15 protein-coding genes are annotated in these 15,181 nt (G+C 61.9%); 11 read left to right on the top strand and 4 right to left on the bottom strand.

The window, feature by feature from the left end; genetic code table 11:
* Window position 1: 1 nt before the first annotated feature.
* Window positions 2–2,077: a TonB-dependent receptor plug domain-containing protein gene (locus tag AB9L16_RS18825; RefSeq protein WP_375122543.1), complete on the bottom strand. Its 2,076-nt coding sequence runs from the start codon at window positions 2,075–2,077 to the stop codon at window positions 2–4.
* Window positions 2,078–2,322: 245 nt separating this feature from the next.
* Here AB9L16_RS18825 and AB9L16_RS18820 point away from each other — a divergent pair, with 245 nt between their 5' ends.
* The 10 genes from AB9L16_RS18820 to AB9L16_RS18775 all read left to right on the top strand — a co-directional run bounded on the left by AB9L16_RS18820 (window position 2,323) and on the right by AB9L16_RS18775 (window position 11,095).
* Window positions 2,323–3,348 carry an NAD(P)H-dependent glycerol-3-phosphate dehydrogenase gene (locus tag AB9L16_RS18820; RefSeq protein ID WP_024013958.1) on the top strand — a complete coding sequence of 342 codons (1,026 nt, stop codon included), beginning with the start codon at window positions 2,323–2,325 and terminating at the stop codon, window positions 3,346–3,348.
* Window positions 3,349–3,378: 30 nt separating this feature from the next.
* Complete coding sequence (locus AB9L16_RS18815) at window positions 3,379–3,726, top strand: DUF4389 domain-containing protein (RefSeq protein ID WP_041479590.1); 348 nt, start codon at window positions 3,379–3,381, stop codon at window positions 3,724–3,726.
* On the top strand, window positions 3,723–4,172 hold the full coding sequence (gene sixA, locus AB9L16_RS18810) for a phosphohistidine phosphatase SixA (protein ID WP_150637596.1): 450 nt from the start codon (window positions 3,723–3,725) through the stop codon (window positions 4,170–4,172). Before AB9L16_RS18815 ends, sixA begins: the two co-directional genes overlap by 4 nt.
* A gap of 204 nt (window positions 4,173–4,376) precedes the next feature.
* Window positions 4,377–6,032 carry an AMP-binding protein gene (locus AB9L16_RS18805; protein ID WP_375122542.1) on the top strand — a complete coding sequence of 552 codons (1,656 nt, stop codon included), beginning with the start codon at window positions 4,377–4,379 and terminating at the stop codon, window positions 6,030–6,032.
* Between the two features lie 31 nt (window positions 6,033–6,063).
* The gene (locus tag AB9L16_RS18800; protein WP_016773655.1) at window positions 6,064–6,507 is read left to right on the top strand and encodes a hotdog fold thioesterase; all 444 of its coding nucleotides are present in this window, start codon (window positions 6,064–6,066) and stop codon (window positions 6,505–6,507) included.
* A 313-nt stretch (window positions 6,508–6,820) separates the two neighbouring features.
* Window positions 6,821–7,627 (top strand): alpha/beta fold hydrolase, encoded by an 807-nt coding sequence (locus AB9L16_RS18795; protein WP_041479594.1) that lies wholly within the window; start codon window positions 6,821–6,823, stop codon window positions 7,625–7,627.
* Window positions 7,624–8,478 (top strand): alpha/beta hydrolase, encoded by an 855-nt coding sequence (locus tag AB9L16_RS18790; protein WP_252886654.1) that lies wholly within the window; start codon window positions 7,624–7,626, stop codon window positions 8,476–8,478. Before AB9L16_RS18795 ends, AB9L16_RS18790 begins: the two co-directional genes overlap by 4 nt.
* A 115-nt stretch (window positions 8,479–8,593) precedes the next feature.
* Window positions 8,594–9,400, top strand: coding sequence for a DUF4892 domain-containing protein (locus AB9L16_RS18785; protein ID WP_375122541.1), 807 nt, complete (start codon window positions 8,594–8,596; stop codon window positions 9,398–9,400).
* 69 nt (window positions 9,401–9,469) lie between these two features.
* Window positions 9,470–10,510, top strand: a complete 1,041-nt coding sequence (locus tag AB9L16_RS18780) for an AI-2E family transporter (protein ID WP_041479597.1) — start codon at window positions 9,470–9,472, stop codon at window positions 10,508–10,510.
* 360 nt (window positions 10,511–10,870) lie between these two features.
* Window positions 10,871–11,095: a hypothetical protein gene (locus AB9L16_RS18775; protein ID WP_375122540.1), complete on the top strand. Its 225-nt coding sequence runs from the start codon at window positions 10,871–10,873 to the stop codon at window positions 11,093–11,095.
* A 153-nt stretch (window positions 11,096–11,248) separates the two neighbouring features.
* Here the strand turns inward: AB9L16_RS18775 and AB9L16_RS18770 are convergent, their stop codons facing one another.
* Window positions 11,249–12,331, bottom strand: coding sequence for a sensor histidine kinase (locus tag AB9L16_RS18770; protein ID WP_375122539.1), 1,083 nt, complete (start codon window positions 12,329–12,331; stop codon window positions 11,249–11,251).
* On the bottom strand, window positions 12,331–13,080 hold the full coding sequence (locus AB9L16_RS18765) for a response regulator (protein ID WP_095181601.1): 750 nt from the start codon (window positions 13,078–13,080) through the stop codon (window positions 12,331–12,333). The genes AB9L16_RS18770 and AB9L16_RS18765 overlap by 1 nt, the downstream gene beginning before the upstream one ends.
* A 262-nt stretch (window positions 13,081–13,342) precedes the next feature.
* Between AB9L16_RS18765 and pyrF the strand changes: the two genes are divergently transcribed.
* Window positions 13,343–14,041: an orotidine-5'-phosphate decarboxylase gene (pyrF, locus tag AB9L16_RS18760; RefSeq protein WP_122746841.1), complete on the top strand. Its 699-nt coding sequence runs from the start codon at window positions 13,343–13,345 to the stop codon at window positions 14,039–14,041.
* A 126-nt stretch (window positions 14,042–14,167) separates the two neighbouring features.
* Here the strand turns inward: pyrF and AB9L16_RS18755 are convergent, their stop codons facing one another.
* Window positions 14,168–15,172, bottom strand: coding sequence for an NADP-dependent oxidoreductase (locus AB9L16_RS18755; RefSeq protein ID WP_375122538.1), 1,005 nt, complete (start codon window positions 15,170–15,172; stop codon window positions 14,168–14,170).
* Between the last annotated feature and the right edge of the window lie 9 nt (window positions 15,173–15,181).

The following is a 15,181-nucleotide window of genomic DNA, read 5'->3' as shown; positions in this document are numbered from 1 at the left end:
CCTAGAACTCCAGCTCGGCACTGAAATACATTACCCGGCGTTCATCGTAATTATTGTCGAAGAAGGTATTCGGCTGATGATCGAGGCGCTGTTGCAGCACGCCGGCCAATTGCAGCTGAGCTTTGCCAATGGCGATGCGTTTGGCGATGCGCGTGTCGACGCGTTCGAAGCGATAGCCGTTGAGCGCGTTGTCACCGTAATAGAAGAGGGCGCTGTTCCAGCCATGGCCCCAATTGCGCAGCCAACCGGCGGAACCGCTGTTGCGCGAGGTCAACTGCTGATCCAGCGGATTGCTCGCCTCGGCGTCGACGAAGGCGTAGGTCAAACGCAAACGGTCGGCGCTATTGAGGCGCCAGTCGAGTTGCGTTTCGGTGCCGCGAAAGCGCGAGCTGTTGGCATTGCTGGCGATGTACTGATTGTTGCGCAGCGGCTCGCTGATCATCCCAGTGATTTCGTCGTAGAACAGCTTCACGTCGACGGCCAGTCCGAGCTCGGCGAAGTAGCCGTTGTAGCCCAATTCCCGCGAGCGCATGTGTTCCTGATCGAGATCGCCGGGGCCGCGGGTCTTGACGAAATAACGCGCCGACGACTGGCCATAGGCCGAGGGTCGCAGGTTGCTGACCTGATAGCTCCAGTTGACGTTGTTTTCGAACATGTCCGGCGAACGGATCGCCTCCGAGTACACCGCGCGCAGGCCGTGACGCGGGTTGATCAGGTAGTTGACCGCGAAGCGCGGGGTCAGCGAACTGCCGATCAGTTGCGTGTCTTCGAACATCGCACCGCCCTGCACCAGCCAGTGCTCGGTAGCGCGCCATTCCAGTTGGCCGAAGGCGCGCCAGGTGGTGTCGTCGAGGGTGCCGTTGAAGTAGGTTTCGGAGTCGGCGCGGTCGTAGCGGTAATTCAGGCCGCTGACCAGACGCAGGCTGTCTGCCAGGCTGAGGGTGTCCTGCAGTTCGAGGTCGTAACGCGACTCGCGGGCGCTCTGGTCGATATCGCCGCACAAGGTCTGGCTGGCGCCGTTGCGCCATTGCTCGAGCACTTGATTGGCCAGCGCCATTTCCTGCGGCGTGCCGGGCGCCGCGCCGGGGCCGGTGAACCGGGTGATGTTGCGCGCCAGCCGTTCGGTGTAATTCGGGTTGAGCTGCCACAGCTGCGTCAGTTCAGGACTGAACGACACTTCGGCATCGCAGGCGCGCCAGACCTGCTGGCGATCCCAGTGCTGCGCCGAACCTTGCACATAGAGGCTGTGTTCGGGATTGATGTCGAGGTTCCAGCGCACCGAACCGGCGTAATCCTTGGCCACCACGTCGGAATTGTTCCCGGCGTCGGTAATCCCAGAGAACACCGGGCGGTAGGTATAAGGCCGCTGATTGCTGCCGTCCTTGGCGTTGAGCTGCCAGTCGAGGCTTTGATCTTCATTGAGATCATGGCTGATCGCCAGACTCAGACGATTCAAGCGCCGACTGTCGCGATAATCGGCGCCGTTACGGTCGCTGTCGAAACCGTCGTCTTCCTGGCCGGACAGCGACAGGCGCAGATCGCCGCCATCCCAACCGGTGCCCTGGCTGGCATAAAAGTCGTTGATGCCACGCTGGCCACGGGTGATCTTCAGGCGCGTGCCGTGGCTGTCGGCCGGGTGGCGAGTGATGATGTTGATCACCGCCATCAATGCGTTGGCGCCGTAGCTGACAGTGTTCGGACCGCGAAACACCTCGATCCGCTCGATATCTTCCATCGCGACCGGAATATCGCTCCAGTCCACCGTCGCCAGCCCGGCGCGATACACCGAACGGCCATCGATCAACACCTGCATGCGCCGTGCTTCGCTGGCGTTGGTGCCGTGGTAATTCACCGCCGGCTGATTGCCGTTGATGCTGCCAACCATCATCCCCGGTACCAGTCGCAGCAATTCGCTGATGTCGCGGGCGCCGCTGGCGCTGATCAATTCGCTGTCGAGAACGGTCATGCTCCCCGGTACTTCGGCCGGGGTCTGCTTCAGGCGCGTGGCCGTAAGCACCGGCGGCAGCGTCTGGCTGTCGACGAACAGATCGTCCGCCAGCACCAGCGGGCTGAACATCAGCGCGAGTAACAGGGGCGAGCGCGGGGAAGGAGGGCCAGAAAACACGACACAGCCTGCAGAGAGAAGAATTGGCGCGCATGTTAACCGAGGGCTGCGACTTTTCCAGTGACGTTGCAGGCATTTTCCTAGGTTTTATTGGTCTTCTTCCTACAAATGTCGGTAATTGTTGCTGGGGCTGGCCGCCACCGGGTCGCCCCGTATAATGCCCGGCATCGCCACTGGTATGGATTAACGGATTGCATATGACTGAACAGCGCCCGATTGCGGTCCTGGGAGGCGGAAGTTTTGGTACCGCCGTGGCCAATCTGCTGGCCGAGAACGGCCATCAAGTCCTTCAGTGGATGCGTGACCCCGAGCAGGCCGAGGCCATCCGGGTCAACCGCGAAAACCCGCGTTACCTCAAAGGCATCAAGATTCTCCCGGGGGTGACCGCTGTCACCGACCTGCAGGCCACTCTCGATGCCTGCGATCTGTGCTTTGTCGCGCTGCCATCCAGCGCCTTGCGCACGGTACTCGCCGCCCACGCCGAGCGCTTGAGCGGCAAGATGCTGGTCAGCCTGACCAAAGGCATCGAAGCGCAGACCTTCAAGCTGATGAGCCAGATTCTCGAAGAGATCGCCCCGCAGGCGCGGATCGGCGTGTTGTCCGGGCCGAACCTGGCGCGGGAAATCGCCGAGCACGCGCTGACCGCCACGGTGGTCGCCAGCGAAGACGAAGAACTGTGCAAAGCGGTGCAAGCCGCCCTGCACGGGCGCACCTTCCGCGTTTACGCCAGCGCCGACCGTTTCGGTGTCGAGCTGGGCGGTGCGTTGAAAAACGTTTACGCGATCATCGCCGGCATGGCGGTGGCGCTGGAGATGGGCGAGAACACCAAGAGCATGCTGATCACTCGCGCCTTGGCGGAGATGACCCGCTTCGCCGTGAATCAGGGCGCCAACCCGATGACCTTCCTTGGTCTGGCCGGGGTTGGCGATCTGATCGTCACCTGTTCATCGCCCAAGAGCCGCAACTACCAGGTCGGCTTCGCCCTCGGTCAGGGCTTGAGCCTTGACGAAGCGGTGTCGCGTCTCGGCGAGGTCGCCGAAGGGGTCAACACCCTCAAGGTGCTCAAGGCCAAGTCCCAGGAAGTCGGCGTGTACATGCCGCTGGTCGCCGGGCTGCATGCGATCCTGTTCGAAGGACGCACGCTGGAGCAGGTGATCGGTCTACTGATGCGTGCCGAGCCGAAAACCGACGTCGACTTTATTTCCACCAGCGGTTTCAACTGATTCAGCTGTTACACGGACAGGAAGCAAGCCATGAGCGATCCGAAAAGCGAAACCCAGTACGAATCCATCCTCCTGCGGGTGTTGTGGATGATCGTTTATCTGCTGGTCTGGCAAGTCGCGCAGTTCATCCTCGGCGCGGTGGTATTGGTGCAACTGATCTACCGCCTGATCTACGGCGCACCGAGCGCCAGCCTGATGAATTTCGGCGACAGCCTCAGCCAGTTCCTCGCGCAGATTGGCCGCTTCGGCACGTTTCACAGTGACCAGAAGCCCTGGCCGTTCGCCGACTGGCCGGCGCCGCGCACCCCGGAAGGTGAAGCGCCGCACACTGTCGCCCCGGCCGCGCATCCGGTGCGCGATGAGGAGCCCAAACTATGAAACTGTGGGTATTGCGTCATGGTGAGGCGGTGCCTCACTCGAAGATCGATTCCGAGCGCGAGTTGACCGAGCATGGTCGTAAAGAAGTCCTGAGCAGCGCCGCGCATCTCATGGGCCAGCCGCTGACGGCGATTTACGCCAGCCCTTATCTGCGCGCGCAGCAAACCGCGCAGATCGTGCGCGACGCATTGGGTTTCGAGCCGGAGATTCGCACGGTCGAGTGGCTGACGCCGGATAGCGATCCGGACAAGGTCGCCGAGCAATTGGTGTCCGTCAGTAATGTTTTGCTGGTCAGCCACAACCCGTTGGTGGGCAATCTGCTCAGCTATCTGCAGCACGGCGCCGGACATCCGCCGGAGCGGGTGAGTACGGCGGGGCTGGCGGAGCTTGAGCACAGTGAACTGCTGATTGGCTCGATGAAGCTCAACAGCCTCAAGCACCCTTAACGCCATATCCCTGTGGGAGCGAGCCTGCTCGCGAAGGCGGCGTGTCATTCACCCTTTTTTGGGGCTGACATACTGCATTCGCGAGCAGGCTCGCTCCCACATTGATTTCTGCCAACCCATGAAATTATTTGTTTGAAAATTCCAACCAAGCACTTGCTTGGTTGACTACGCTTGCTCCAGACCAAAAAAACAGGAGCGAGTCGCATGTCTGCCGCCTTCCGTTTGCCGCTGGACGTGTTCTACGAACGGGAAGCCCGGCACCCGCGCCAGCGCTTTCTTGTGCAGCCCATCGGCGGCGGTCAGGTCGAGACGCTGACGTGGGCCGATGTCGGCCATCAGGCCCGCTGCGCGGCGCACTGGTTACGGGCGCGGGAGTTGCCGCCCGGCAGCCATATCGCCCTGATCTCGAAGAACTGCGCGCACTGGATCATCGCCGACCTGGCGATCTGGATGGCCGGGCATGTGTCCGTGCCGCTGTACCCCAATCTCACCGCCGAGTCCGTGGCGCAGGTGCTGACTCACTCGGAAAGTGCGCTGGCGTTCATCGGCAAACTGGATGACTGGGCAGGCATGGCGCAAGGCGTGCCGACGGGTTTACCGACCATCAGCCTGCCACTGCATCCGCCGGGCGAGTTCGATTACAGCTGGGCGGATCTGCAGAGCTGTTCGCCAATCCAGGACGATCCACGTCCCGCCGCCGAGCAATTGGCGACGATCATTTACACCTCCGGCACCACCGGCCTGCCTAAAGGCGTGATGCACAGTTTCGCCAATCTCGGTTTCGCCACCAGTCGCGGCACGCAGCTGTTCGGGCTCAACGAGAACGATCGGCTGCTGTCGTATCTGCCGCTGTGCCACGTCGCCGAGCGCATGTTTGTCGAATTGGCATCGATCTATACCGGCCAGACCGTTTTCTTCGCCGAAAGCCTCGAGACTTTCATCACCGATCTGCAGCGCGCGCGGCCGACGGCAATGTTCGGCGTGCCGCGTATCTGGACCAAATTCCAGATGGGTGTGTACAGCAAGATCCCGGCGCAGCGTCTGGACTTCCTCCTCGGGTTGCCCTTCATCGGCAAGCGGGTCGGCCACAAGGTGCTGGCCGGGCTCGGCCTGGATGCCTTGCGCGTGGCGTTGTCCGGTGCCGCGCCGGTGCCGCAGACCTTGCTCGCGTGGTATCAGAAACTTGGCCTCGATGTGCTGGAGGTGTACGGCATGACCGAGGGCTGCGGCTATTCGCATATCTGTCTGCCGGGGCGATACAAACAGGGCTGGATCGGCCAGCCGTGCCCGGAAGTCGAGGTGCGCATCGATGAGTCCGGCGAAGTGCAGGTGCGCAGCCAGGCCAACATGCTCGGCTATTTCAAGGAACCGCAGAAAACTGCCGAGACGCTGACTGCCGACGGCTTTCTGCGCACCGGCGACAAGGGCGAGCAGGACAGCGAAGGGCGCCTGCGCCTGACCGGGCGACTCAAGGAAATCTTCAAGACCAGCAAGGGCAAATACGTCGCGCCGGCGCCGATCGAAAACCGTCTGGCCGTGCATTCACGCATCGAACAAGTATGCGTGGTGGGCGATGGCCTGAGTGCACCGCTGGGGTTGTGCGTGCTGTCGGCGGTCAATCAGCAAGAGCCTCGTGCCAGCCTGCACGCGAGCCTGGAAAAATTGCTGGAGGAGGTCAACGCCGCCCTCGACAAGCACGAACGCCTGCACCGACTGGTAGTGGTCAAGGACAGTTGGGCGGTGGACAACGGCTTCCTCACGCCGACCCTGAAAATCAAACGCAACGTCATCGAAGACCGCTACGGCGAGCGTTTCGAAGAATGGAGCGCGCGCAGCGAGGCAGTGCTGTGGCAGGATTGAGCGTCGATTACAACAACAAAGGAAGTCTGCGATGAGCTTGTGGCGTACTACTCCCGACATTGAACAGTTGAACGCAATCCAGAAGAACACCATTGGCGAAGTGCTGGATATTCGCTTCGAAGCCTTCGACGAACAGTCGCTGACCGCGAGCATGGTCATCGACCATCGCACCCACCAGCCTTACGGTCTGCTGCATGGCGGCGCATCGGTGGTGCTGGCGGAAACCGTCGGCTCGATGGCCAGTTATCTGTGCATCGATGCCAGCAAATTCTATTGCGTCGGCCTGGAGATCAACGCCAACCACTTGCGCGGCTTGCGTAGCGGAAGGGTGACGGCGGTGGCCACGCCAATTCATATCGGCCGCACCACGCATGTCTGGGACATCCGTTTGACCAGCGACGAAGGCAAGGCCAGTTGCGTGTCGCGCCTGACCATGGCGGTGGTGCCGCTGGGGGAACAGCCGCCGCTGCGTTGACATCTATCGGGTTCCGTCAGGTCGAGCCCTCACCCCAGCCCTCTCCCAGAGGGAGAGGGAGCCTACCGTGTGGTTTTCGCGATCCTCGTCGACCTGATAATTCGAGTCGAGCTCAGGTCCCGGACACTCCCCCGATCTGCTCCCTTTCCCCCTCGCCCCCTTGGGGGAGAGGGCTGGGGTGAGGGGGCAGCGGTCTCGCTGATGCACATCACCCTGACCGGACTGTCATCATTCCTGGCACTTACAGTCATTGCTGCGACGCCGGCTCTTGCGGACAATCAACGCCACGATTCCCGCTCATGGATTTGCCCGCATGTCGCAACCGATCTTTTTCGCCCACGCCAACGGTTTCCCCTCGGGGACCTATGGCAAGTTGTTCGCGGCGCTGGCGCCGGAGTATCGGGTCGCGCATCTGGAGCAGCATGCCCATGACCCGCGTTTTCCGGCGGACGACAACTGGTACAACCTGGTCGATGAACTGATCCATCACCTCGAGCAGCAGGAGCAGCCGGTGTGGGGCGTCGGCCATTCTTTTGGCGGTCTGCTGCATTTGCACGCGGCGTTGCGTTGTCCCGAGCTGTATCGCGGCGTGGTCATGCTCGACTCGCCAGTACTGACCCGCACTGATCAGTGGGTGATTCGCGCGGCCAAGCGCTTTGGTTTCATCGACCGGCTGACACCCGCCGGGCGCACCCTCGGGCGGCGTGAAGAATTCGCCGATCTCGACAGTGCACGCAGTTACTTTTCCGGCAAAACCCTGTTTCGCGGCTTCGATCCGGAATGCTTCGATGCCTACCTGCAACACGGTTTGCATCAGGTCGACGACAAGCTGCGTCTGCGTTTTGACCCGGCCACCGAAATCAGCATTTATCGCGGCGTGCCGCACACCAGTCCCGGGCGCACCCGCCAGTTGCAGGTGCCGCTGGCCATCGTGCGCGGGCACAAGAGCCGGGTGGTCATGCGCCATCACACACGTTTCGTCTCGCGCCTGCCCCAGGGCGAGGCGCTGAGCATGCCTGGCGGGCACATGTTCCCGCTGGAGCGTCCGCAGGACACGGCTCGGCTGCTCAAGAATCTGTTCATGCGTTGGGAACAGCGGCAGAACAAGGATTGCGCATGAGCCCGACCTGCGAAGAAGTGCGCCTGAACCTGCCGCATATCGAGTTGGCCGCTCATCTTTTCGGCCCCGAGGACGGCTTGCCGGTGATCGCGTTGCACGGTTGGCTCGACAACGCCAACAGCTTCGCGCGACTGGCGCCCAAGCTTGATGGCTTGCGCATCGTCGCGCTGGACATGGCCGGCCACGGTCATTCCGCTCATCGACCAAGCGGCGCCGGTTATGCGCTGTGGGACTACGCCCATGATGTGTTGCAAGTCGCTGAACAACTGGGCTGGAAGCGTTTCGGCCTGCTCGGGCATTCGATGGGCGCGATTGTCTCGATGGTGCTGGCCGGTTCGCTGCCCGAGCGCATCAGCCATCTGGCGCTGATCGACGGTGTGATTCCTCCGACAGACAAGGGCGAAAACGCTGCCGAACGCATGGGCATGGCCCTGCAGGCGCAACTTGATCTGCGGGAAAAGCGCAAACCGGTCTATACCACCCTCGAGCGTGCCATCGAGGCGCGGATGAAAGGTCTGGTGGCGGTCAGTCGCGAAGCCGCTGAACTGTTGGCCCAGCGCGGGTTGATGCCGGTGCCCGGCGGTTACACCTGGCGCACCGACAATCGCCTGACTCTGCCATCGCCGCTGCGCCTTACTGAAGAACAGGCGATGGCGTTTGCCTCGCGCGTCAGTTGCCCGGCGCGTCTGGTGGTCGCGGCGGATGGCATGCTGGCCAGGCATCCTGAGTTGCTGGAGCGTCTACCCTTCAGCCACGAACAGTTGCCGGGCGGGCATCATTTGCACCTGAATGACGAGGCTGGCGCAGGTCTTGTAGCAGACTGTTTCAATCGCTTCTTCGCCATGCCTTGACTTGCAGCGGGCAACTGTCGAGGCTGGGCGGGTTGAAATGGGAGACAAACTCGATGGATTTCTATACCGCTGCGACCCCGACCCGCCCAGCCATGACCGTCCGGTGAGGCTGACTATGCGGTCACTCAGTCTCTTCGCGCTGTGCTGCTTCAGCTCCTTGTCCTTCGCTGCCGATGTGCCGGGCAGCCAGGATCTGCAAATCGTGCCGCGTCTGGCCGATGCTCAGATCGTCGACTATCGCCCGGCGGCCGAGCTGGAGCGCATCTACCCGCTGGGCTCGATCCGCAAGATCAGCGGCCAGTTGCGGTTCGACGGTCAGGTCACCGCCCGCGGCCAGACTACCTCGGTGACCTACGAGTTGCCGCCGGAACATTCCGCCACCGAAGCCTTTACTGCCGCCCGCGAAGCCCTGCAACAGCAGGATGCCGAATTGCTGTTCTGGTGCCAGGCCCGCGATTGCGGCGAAAGCAGCCTGTGGGCCAACGAGGTCTTCGGCAACGCCAAGCTGTATGGCTCTGACGAGCAACAGGCTTATCTGTTGTTGAGGCTGGCGGCGCCAAAGGACAACACGCTGGTGGCGCTTTACAGCATCACTCGCGGCAATCGCAAAGCCTATCTGCATGTCGAGCAATTCGAGGCTGCGGCGCCGTTGGGCGAATTGCTGCCGACCTCGGCGACCCTGCTGCGTCAGTTGAAAAGCACCGGCGAGCTGGATTTTCCGAAACTGGTCGATGAACCGGATGCCACCTGGCTGCGCCTGATTTCCCGTGGTCTGAATCGCGACACGACCTTGCGGGTCACGGTTTCCGGGCCCAAGGCCGAAGCCTGGCGCCAGGCGCTGATCAATCAGGGCGTACGGGCGGCACGTCTGGAAGCCGGCAATCTCGAAGGCTCGGGCCTGCGCATCGACTTGTTGCGATAAGCTGTGCCGGGCGAGCACGCACACAGTGTTCGCCTACTCTTTCGCTGACTGACTTTGCCGGGACTTCCCATGCTCAATAACGATCGCCTGCTGGTGCAGATTCTGCTGCTGGTGTTGTTTGGTGCCAGCCTTTGGGTGATGGCGCCGTTCTGGTCGGCGCTGTTCTGGGGCGCGGTGCTGGCGTTTGCCAGTTGGCCGCTGATGCGTTTGCTCACGCGCTGGCTCAATGGCCGCGAATCGCTGGCCGCGTTGATCCTGACACTGGGCTGGATGTTGCTGGTGGCGGCGCCACTGGTGTGGCTGGGTTTCAACCTCGCCGATCATGTGCGCGATGCCACGGCATTCATCAAGGATGTGCAGGTCGACGGTTTGCCGGAAGCACCGACCTGGCTTGGCAGCGTGCCTTTGGTTGGTGAGCGGCTGGTGTCGATGTGGGATAGCATCGATCAACAGGGCGCGGCGTTGATGGTCTCGATCAAGCCGTATCTGGGGCAGGTCGGCAACTGGTTGCTGGCACGCAGCGCGCAGATCGGCGGGGGGATTCTCGAGCTGACGCTGAGTCTGGTGTTCGTGTTCTTTTTCTACCGTGACGGGCCGCGACTGGCGGCGTTTGTGCACAGTCTGCTGCAGCGCTTGATTGGCGATCGTGCCGGCTATTACATCGAACTTGTCGCCGGTACGGTGCAGCGGGTGGTCAACGGTGTGATTGGTACAGCGGCGGCGCAGGCGGTGCTGGCGTTGATCGGCTTTTTCATTGCCGGGGTTCCCGGGGCGCTGGTGCTGGGGATCGTCACGTTTCTGCTGAGTCTGATTCCGATGGGGCCACCGCTGGTGTGGGTGCCGGCCACGGCGTGGTTGGCGTGGAAGGGCGAGTACGGGATGGCGGTGTTTCTCGGGATCTGGGGGACGTTCATCATCAGTGGCGTGGACAACGTGCTCAAGCCGTATCTGATCAGCCGTGGCGGTAATCTGCCGTTGGTGATTGTGTTGCTCGGGGTGTTTGGCGGGTTGATTGCGTTTGGCTTTATCGGGTTGTTTATTGGGCCTACGTTGTTGGCTGTGGCTTATAGTCTTTTGACGGATTGGAGTAAGAGTCAGGCTCGGGTCTAGGGGGGGGCTTGGCGGCCTTTGGGCCGACCATGCTTGGGTTTGTTTGGTGTGAATATCCGAATGTTTCGCTGCGGCGGCTGGCGGTTCCGCCCTTACGGCGGGTCACCTTTTTCAAACGCCAAAAAGGTAACCCAAAAGGCTTGCTCCTGCGTTCGGCCCTCGCAGGCTCGGGTTCCTTCGCTGCGGGATCGATCTGGGCGCAGCGGCTCCGGTTTGCTTCGCTGCACCTACACTCGCTGTGTACGACTGCGTCGTACGGTCGCTGCGCTCCCACGCCCGGATCAATCCCTCCACTCAGCCTTCCGACGTCGCCGGTGGATCAAGATCAAAAGCAGTACTCGAGCTTGCGCTCATTGTTGAGTGGGGCGGCTTCGCCGCGGGCAGCTGCGCTGCTTTGCTTTTGCTTTTGCTTTTGCTTTTGCTTTTGCTTTTGCTTTTGCTTTTGCTTTTGCTTTTGCTTTTGCTTTTGCTTTTGCTTTTGCTTTTGCTTTTGCTTTTGCTTTTGCTTTTGCTTTTGCTTTTGCTTTTGCTTTTGCTTTTGCTTTTGCTTTTGTGGGAGCGAGCCTGCTCGCGAAGGCGGCCTGACAGCCGACCTGTTTCTTGAGGTTGTACCCAGTCCAAGTGTAGGAGTGAGCCTGCTCGCGATGACGTCCTCACTGCCAACCCATCGCCCTCTGAGATCACTCGATCCCCTGTGGGAGCTGGCTTGCCAGCGATAGCGCCCTCACAGCCAACCCATTATCCCGGATGAACACCACTCCAATGTGGGAGCGAGCACCGCGGCAACCGAACAATTGCGGTCAACCCGCCGCCCGGTGTGTCTTCCAGCGTCAATTGCCCACCCAACCGCTGCGCGGCTTCGCGGGCGATGGTCATGCCTAGCCCTACGCCGCCGGAGTTGCGGTTGCGCGATCCTTCCAGTCGGTAGAACGGTTCAAACACGGCTTCCCGCTGTTCTTCAGCAATACCCGGTCCGTGATCAATCACCCGAATCAGCAGTTCTTCGCGCTGTTCCAGCAGTTCAATCCGTGCCTGTCCGGCGTAGCGCAGGGCGTTGTCCAGCAGGTTGTTGATGCACGAACGCAGCGCCATCGGTTGCACTGGCAAAGGCGCGCAGTGGCCGCTGACCTGTACATCGGCGCCCTGGTCCTGGGCGTTTTCGCACAGCGATTCGACCAGCGCCTGCACGTCCAGCAACTGCAAGGCTTCGCTGGTGCGTTGTTCGTGCAGATAGGTGAGGGTGGCGTCGAGCATGCCGATCATGTCGTCGAGATCCTGGCGCATCTGGCTTTGCAGTTTGTCGTCGCTGATGTTTTCCAGACGCAGTTTCAGGCGTGACAGTGGTGTGCGCAGGTCGTGGGAGACGGCGCCGAGCATGCGCCCGCGTTGCTGGACCTGTTCGCGGATGCGCCGTTGCATGAGGTTGAAGGTGTGGGCCGCTTGCCGGGCTTCGCGCGGGCCGGATTCGTCGAGGGGGTCGCTGTCGAGGTCTTCGCTCAGGCGCTCGGCGGCGTCGCTCAGGCGCTGGATCGGCCGGGTGAGCAGTTTGGCGCCGTACCAGGCGGCGATCATCAGCGTGATGAATTGAAAGGTCAGCGGCACCACCGGGCCACCGAACCATGGGCGCGCTTGCCTCGGTGGATAAGCGGCGTCGTGCATGGGCGGTTGGCCGTCGATGTTCGCTGAGAACTCGGGCGGTGGTGGGGGCGGAGGAGGGCCGTAGAGCCTGAACCAGGCGAAGGCCAGCAGGTGCGCCAGGACAATCGCCGCGAACAGCACCCCGAACAGGCGACCGAACAGGGTGTCGAAGCGCGCCTTCATCAGCCGATGTCCCGCGCGTCGAACAGGTAACCCTCGCCGCGCACGGTCTTGATCAACTGCGGGGCTTTCGGGTCGTCGCCGAGTTTTTGCCGCAGGCGCGAGACCAGCAGGTCGATGCTGCGGTCGAAGGCTTCGATCGAGCGACCGCGAGCGGCGTCAAGCAGTTGTTCGCGGCTGAGCACGCGGCGCGGGCGTTCGATGAAGACCCAGAGCAGGCGGAATTCGGCATTGGACAAGGGCACTACCAGGCCGTTGTCGGCGACCACTTGGCGCAGGACGCTGTTGAGGCGCCAGTTGTCGAAGCGAATGTTGGCGCGCTGGTCAGTGCGGTCGTCGCGCACGCGGCGCAGGATGGTCTGGATGCGGGCGACCAGTTCGCGTGGTTCGAACGGTTTGGCCATGTAATCGTCGGCGCCCAGTTCCAGGCCGATGATGCGGTCGGTGGGTTCGCAGCGGGCGGTGAGCATCAGGATCGGGATGTCCGATTCGGCGCGCAGCCAGCGACACAGCGACAGGCCGTCTTCGCCGGGCAGCATCAGGTCGAGGACGATGACGTCGAAATGTTCGCCCTGCAGCGCCTGGCGCATCGCCGCGCCGTCGGTGACGCCGCTGGCGTGAATGTTGAAACGGGCGAGGTAATCGATCATCAGCTCGCGGATCGGCACGTCATCGTCGACGATCAGCGCGCGGATGCTCCAGCGCTTGTCGTCTTTGCTTTCATCCGTCACGGTTGTCGGGGCGTTGGGCATGGGGCTGTTCACTACCAGGGGTGGTTTCAGCATAGGCGTCCGGCCGGGGGGCGGGAAGTGCTGTTGTAAGGACGTGTTGCGCCGGGCGAGGCTAACCCGAATGCTTGTTGCGGGCGTGTCGGTTGTGTATCGGAGTCGACACAATAGCCGCGCCGGCTAAGCTGATAACCGCCAGCGCGACGATTTACCGATCATCGGGTGCCGCGCCGCCGCCGGTTCCGCTACAATGCGCGCCGTTTTCGACCAGCCTGAGAGCCCATCCATGTCCGCCTGCCAGACTCCTATCATCGTCGCCCTGGATTTCCCCACCCGTGACGCCGCACTGAAGCTGGCCGACCAGTTGGACCCGAAACTGTGCCGGGTCAAAGTGGGCAAGGAACTGTTCACCAGTTGCGCGGCGGAAATCGTCGGCACCCTGCGTGACAAGGGTTTTGAGGTGTTTCTGGATCTCAAATTCCACGACATCCCCAACACCACTGCGATGGCTGTGAAAGCCGCTGCCGAGATGGGTGTGTGGATGGTCAACGTGCACTGCTCCGGTGGCCTGCGCATGATGGCTGCCTGCCGCGAAGAGCTGGACAAGCGCAGTGGTCCGCAACCGTTGTTGATTGGTGTGACCGTGCTGACCAGCATGGAGCGCGAGGATCTGGCCGGTATCGGTCTGGATATCGAGCCGCAGGAACAAGTGCTGCGTCTGGCGGCACTGGCCGAGAAGGCCGGGATGGACGGTCTGGTCTGTTCGGCGCTGGAAGCGTCGGCGCTGAAAACCGCGCACCCGTCGCTGCAACTGGTGACCCCGGGGATTCGTCCGGCGGGCAGCGCGCAAGATGATCAACGGCGCATTCTGACCCCGCGTCAGGCGCTGGATGCCGGTTCCGATTACCTGGTAATCGGCCGTCCGATCAGCCAGGCGACAGATCCGGCGCAGGCGTTGGCCGCAGTCGTAGCCGAAATTGCCTAAAGCTTATTGAAGATCCAACTGTGGGAGCGAGCCTGCTCGCGAAGAGGGAGTGTCAGTCGGCATCATTACCGACTGATCCACCGCTTTCGCGAGCAGGCTCGCTCCCACATTGGTTTCAGGCTGGCCTTAAACCTTCAGAACCAACTTGCCAAAGTTCTCGCCGTTGAACAGTTTCATCAGCGTCTCGGGGAACGTCTCCAGCCCATCAACCACATCTTCCTTGCTCTTGAGCTGCCCGTTGGCCATCCAGCCGGCCATCTCCTGCGCGGCGCTGGCGAACTGCGCGGCGTAGTCCATCACCACAAAACCTTCCATGCGCGCGCGATTGACCAGCAGTGACAGGTAATTGGCCGGGCCTTTGACCGCTTCTTTATTGTTGTACTGGCTGATGGCGCCGCAGATCACCACCCGCGCTTTCATGTTCAAGCGGCTCAGCACCGCGTCGAGAATGTCGCCGCCGACGTTATCGAAATACACGTCCACGCCCTTCGGGCATTCGCGCTTCAGACCGGCCACGACGTCTTCGGCCTTGTAATCAATGGCGCCGTCGAAGCCCAATTCGTCGATGAGGAATTTGCACTTGTCGGCCCCGCCGGCAATGCCAACGACGCGGCAGCCTTTGATTTTGGCGATCTGCCCGGCCACGCTGCCCACCGCACCTGCGGCGCCGGACAGCACCACGGTGTCACCGGCTTTCGGTGCGCCTACGTCGAGCAAGGCGAAGTAGGCGGTCATGCCGGTCATGCCCAGTGCAGACAAATAGCGTGGCAATGGCGCGAGTTTCGGGTCGACCTTATAGAAGCCGCGCGGCTCGCCGAGGAAATAATCCTGCACACCCAGAGCGCCGTTGACGTAATCGCCGACGGCAAAGCCGGGATTGTTCGAGGCGATGACTTTTCCCACGCCCAGTGCGCGCATGACCTCACCGAGACCGACCGGTGGAATGTAGGACTTGCCTTCGTTCATCCAGCCACGCATGGCCGGGTCGAGGGACAGGTATTCGTTTTTAACCAGGATCTGTGCCGCCTGTGGCTCGCCGACCGGAACTTCCTGATAAGTGAAAGTCTCGCGGGTCGCGGCGCCCACCGGGCGTTTGGCGAGCAGGAACTGGCGATTGGTCTGGTTGGTCATGACAGGCAC

Origin of the sequence: Pseudomonas sp. LW8, assembly GCF_041956865.1 — a bacterium.
Taxonomy (GTDB): Bacteria; Pseudomonadota; Gammaproteobacteria; order Pseudomonadales; family Pseudomonadaceae; genus Aquipseudomonas; species Aquipseudomonas siliginis.
The sequence above is the reverse complement of the archived record's forward strand: the minus strand, read 5'-3'. Positions and strand labels throughout refer to the sequence as shown.

Bases quoted from the DNA above. Each gene is read 5' to 3' on its own strand.
- AB9L16_RS18815 (WP_041479590.1), top strand. From the start codon at position 3,379: ATGAGCGATCCGAAAAGCGAAACCCAGTACGAATCCATCCTCCTGCGG.
- AB9L16_RS18755 (WP_375122538.1), bottom strand. From the start codon at position 15,172: ATGACCAACCAGACCAATCGCCAGTTCCTGCTCGCCAAACGCCCGGTG.
- AB9L16_RS18770 (WP_375122539.1), bottom strand. From the start codon at position 12,331: ATGAAGGCGCGCTTCGACACCCTGTTCGGTCGCCTGTTCGGGGTGCTG.
- AB9L16_RS18820 (WP_024013958.1), top strand. From the start codon at position 2,323: ATGACTGAACAGCGCCCGATTGCGGTCCTGGGAGGCGGAAGTTTTGGT.
- AB9L16_RS18800 (WP_016773655.1), top strand. From the start codon at position 6,064: ATGAGCTTGTGGCGTACTACTCCCGACATTGAACAGTTGAACGCAATC.
- AB9L16_RS18795 (WP_041479594.1), top strand. From the start codon at position 6,821: ATGTCGCAACCGATCTTTTTCGCCCACGCCAACGGTTTCCCCTCGGGG.
- AB9L16_RS18805 (WP_375122542.1), top strand. From the start codon at position 4,377: ATGTCTGCCGCCTTCCGTTTGCCGCTGGACGTGTTCTACGAACGGGAA.
- AB9L16_RS18785 (WP_375122541.1), top strand. From the start codon at position 8,594: ATGCGGTCACTCAGTCTCTTCGCGCTGTGCTGCTTCAGCTCCTTGTCC.
- sixA (WP_150637596.1), top strand. From the start codon at position 3,723: ATGAAACTGTGGGTATTGCGTCATGGTGAGGCGGTGCCTCACTCGAAG.
- AB9L16_RS18790 (WP_252886654.1), top strand. From the start codon at position 7,624: ATGAGCCCGACCTGCGAAGAAGTGCGCCTGAACCTGCCGCATATCGAG.
- AB9L16_RS18765 (WP_095181601.1), bottom strand. From the start codon at position 13,080: ATGCCCAACGCCCCGACAACCGTGACGGATGAAAGCAAAGACGACAAG.
- AB9L16_RS18825 (WP_375122543.1), bottom strand. From the start codon at position 2,077: ATGTTCAGCCCGCTGGTGCTGGCGGACGATCTGTTCGTCGACAGCCAG.
- pyrF (WP_122746841.1), top strand. From the start codon at position 13,343: ATGTCCGCCTGCCAGACTCCTATCATCGTCGCCCTGGATTTCCCCACC.
- AB9L16_RS18780 (WP_041479597.1), top strand. From the start codon at position 9,470: ATGCTCAATAACGATCGCCTGCTGGTGCAGATTCTGCTGCTGGTGTTG.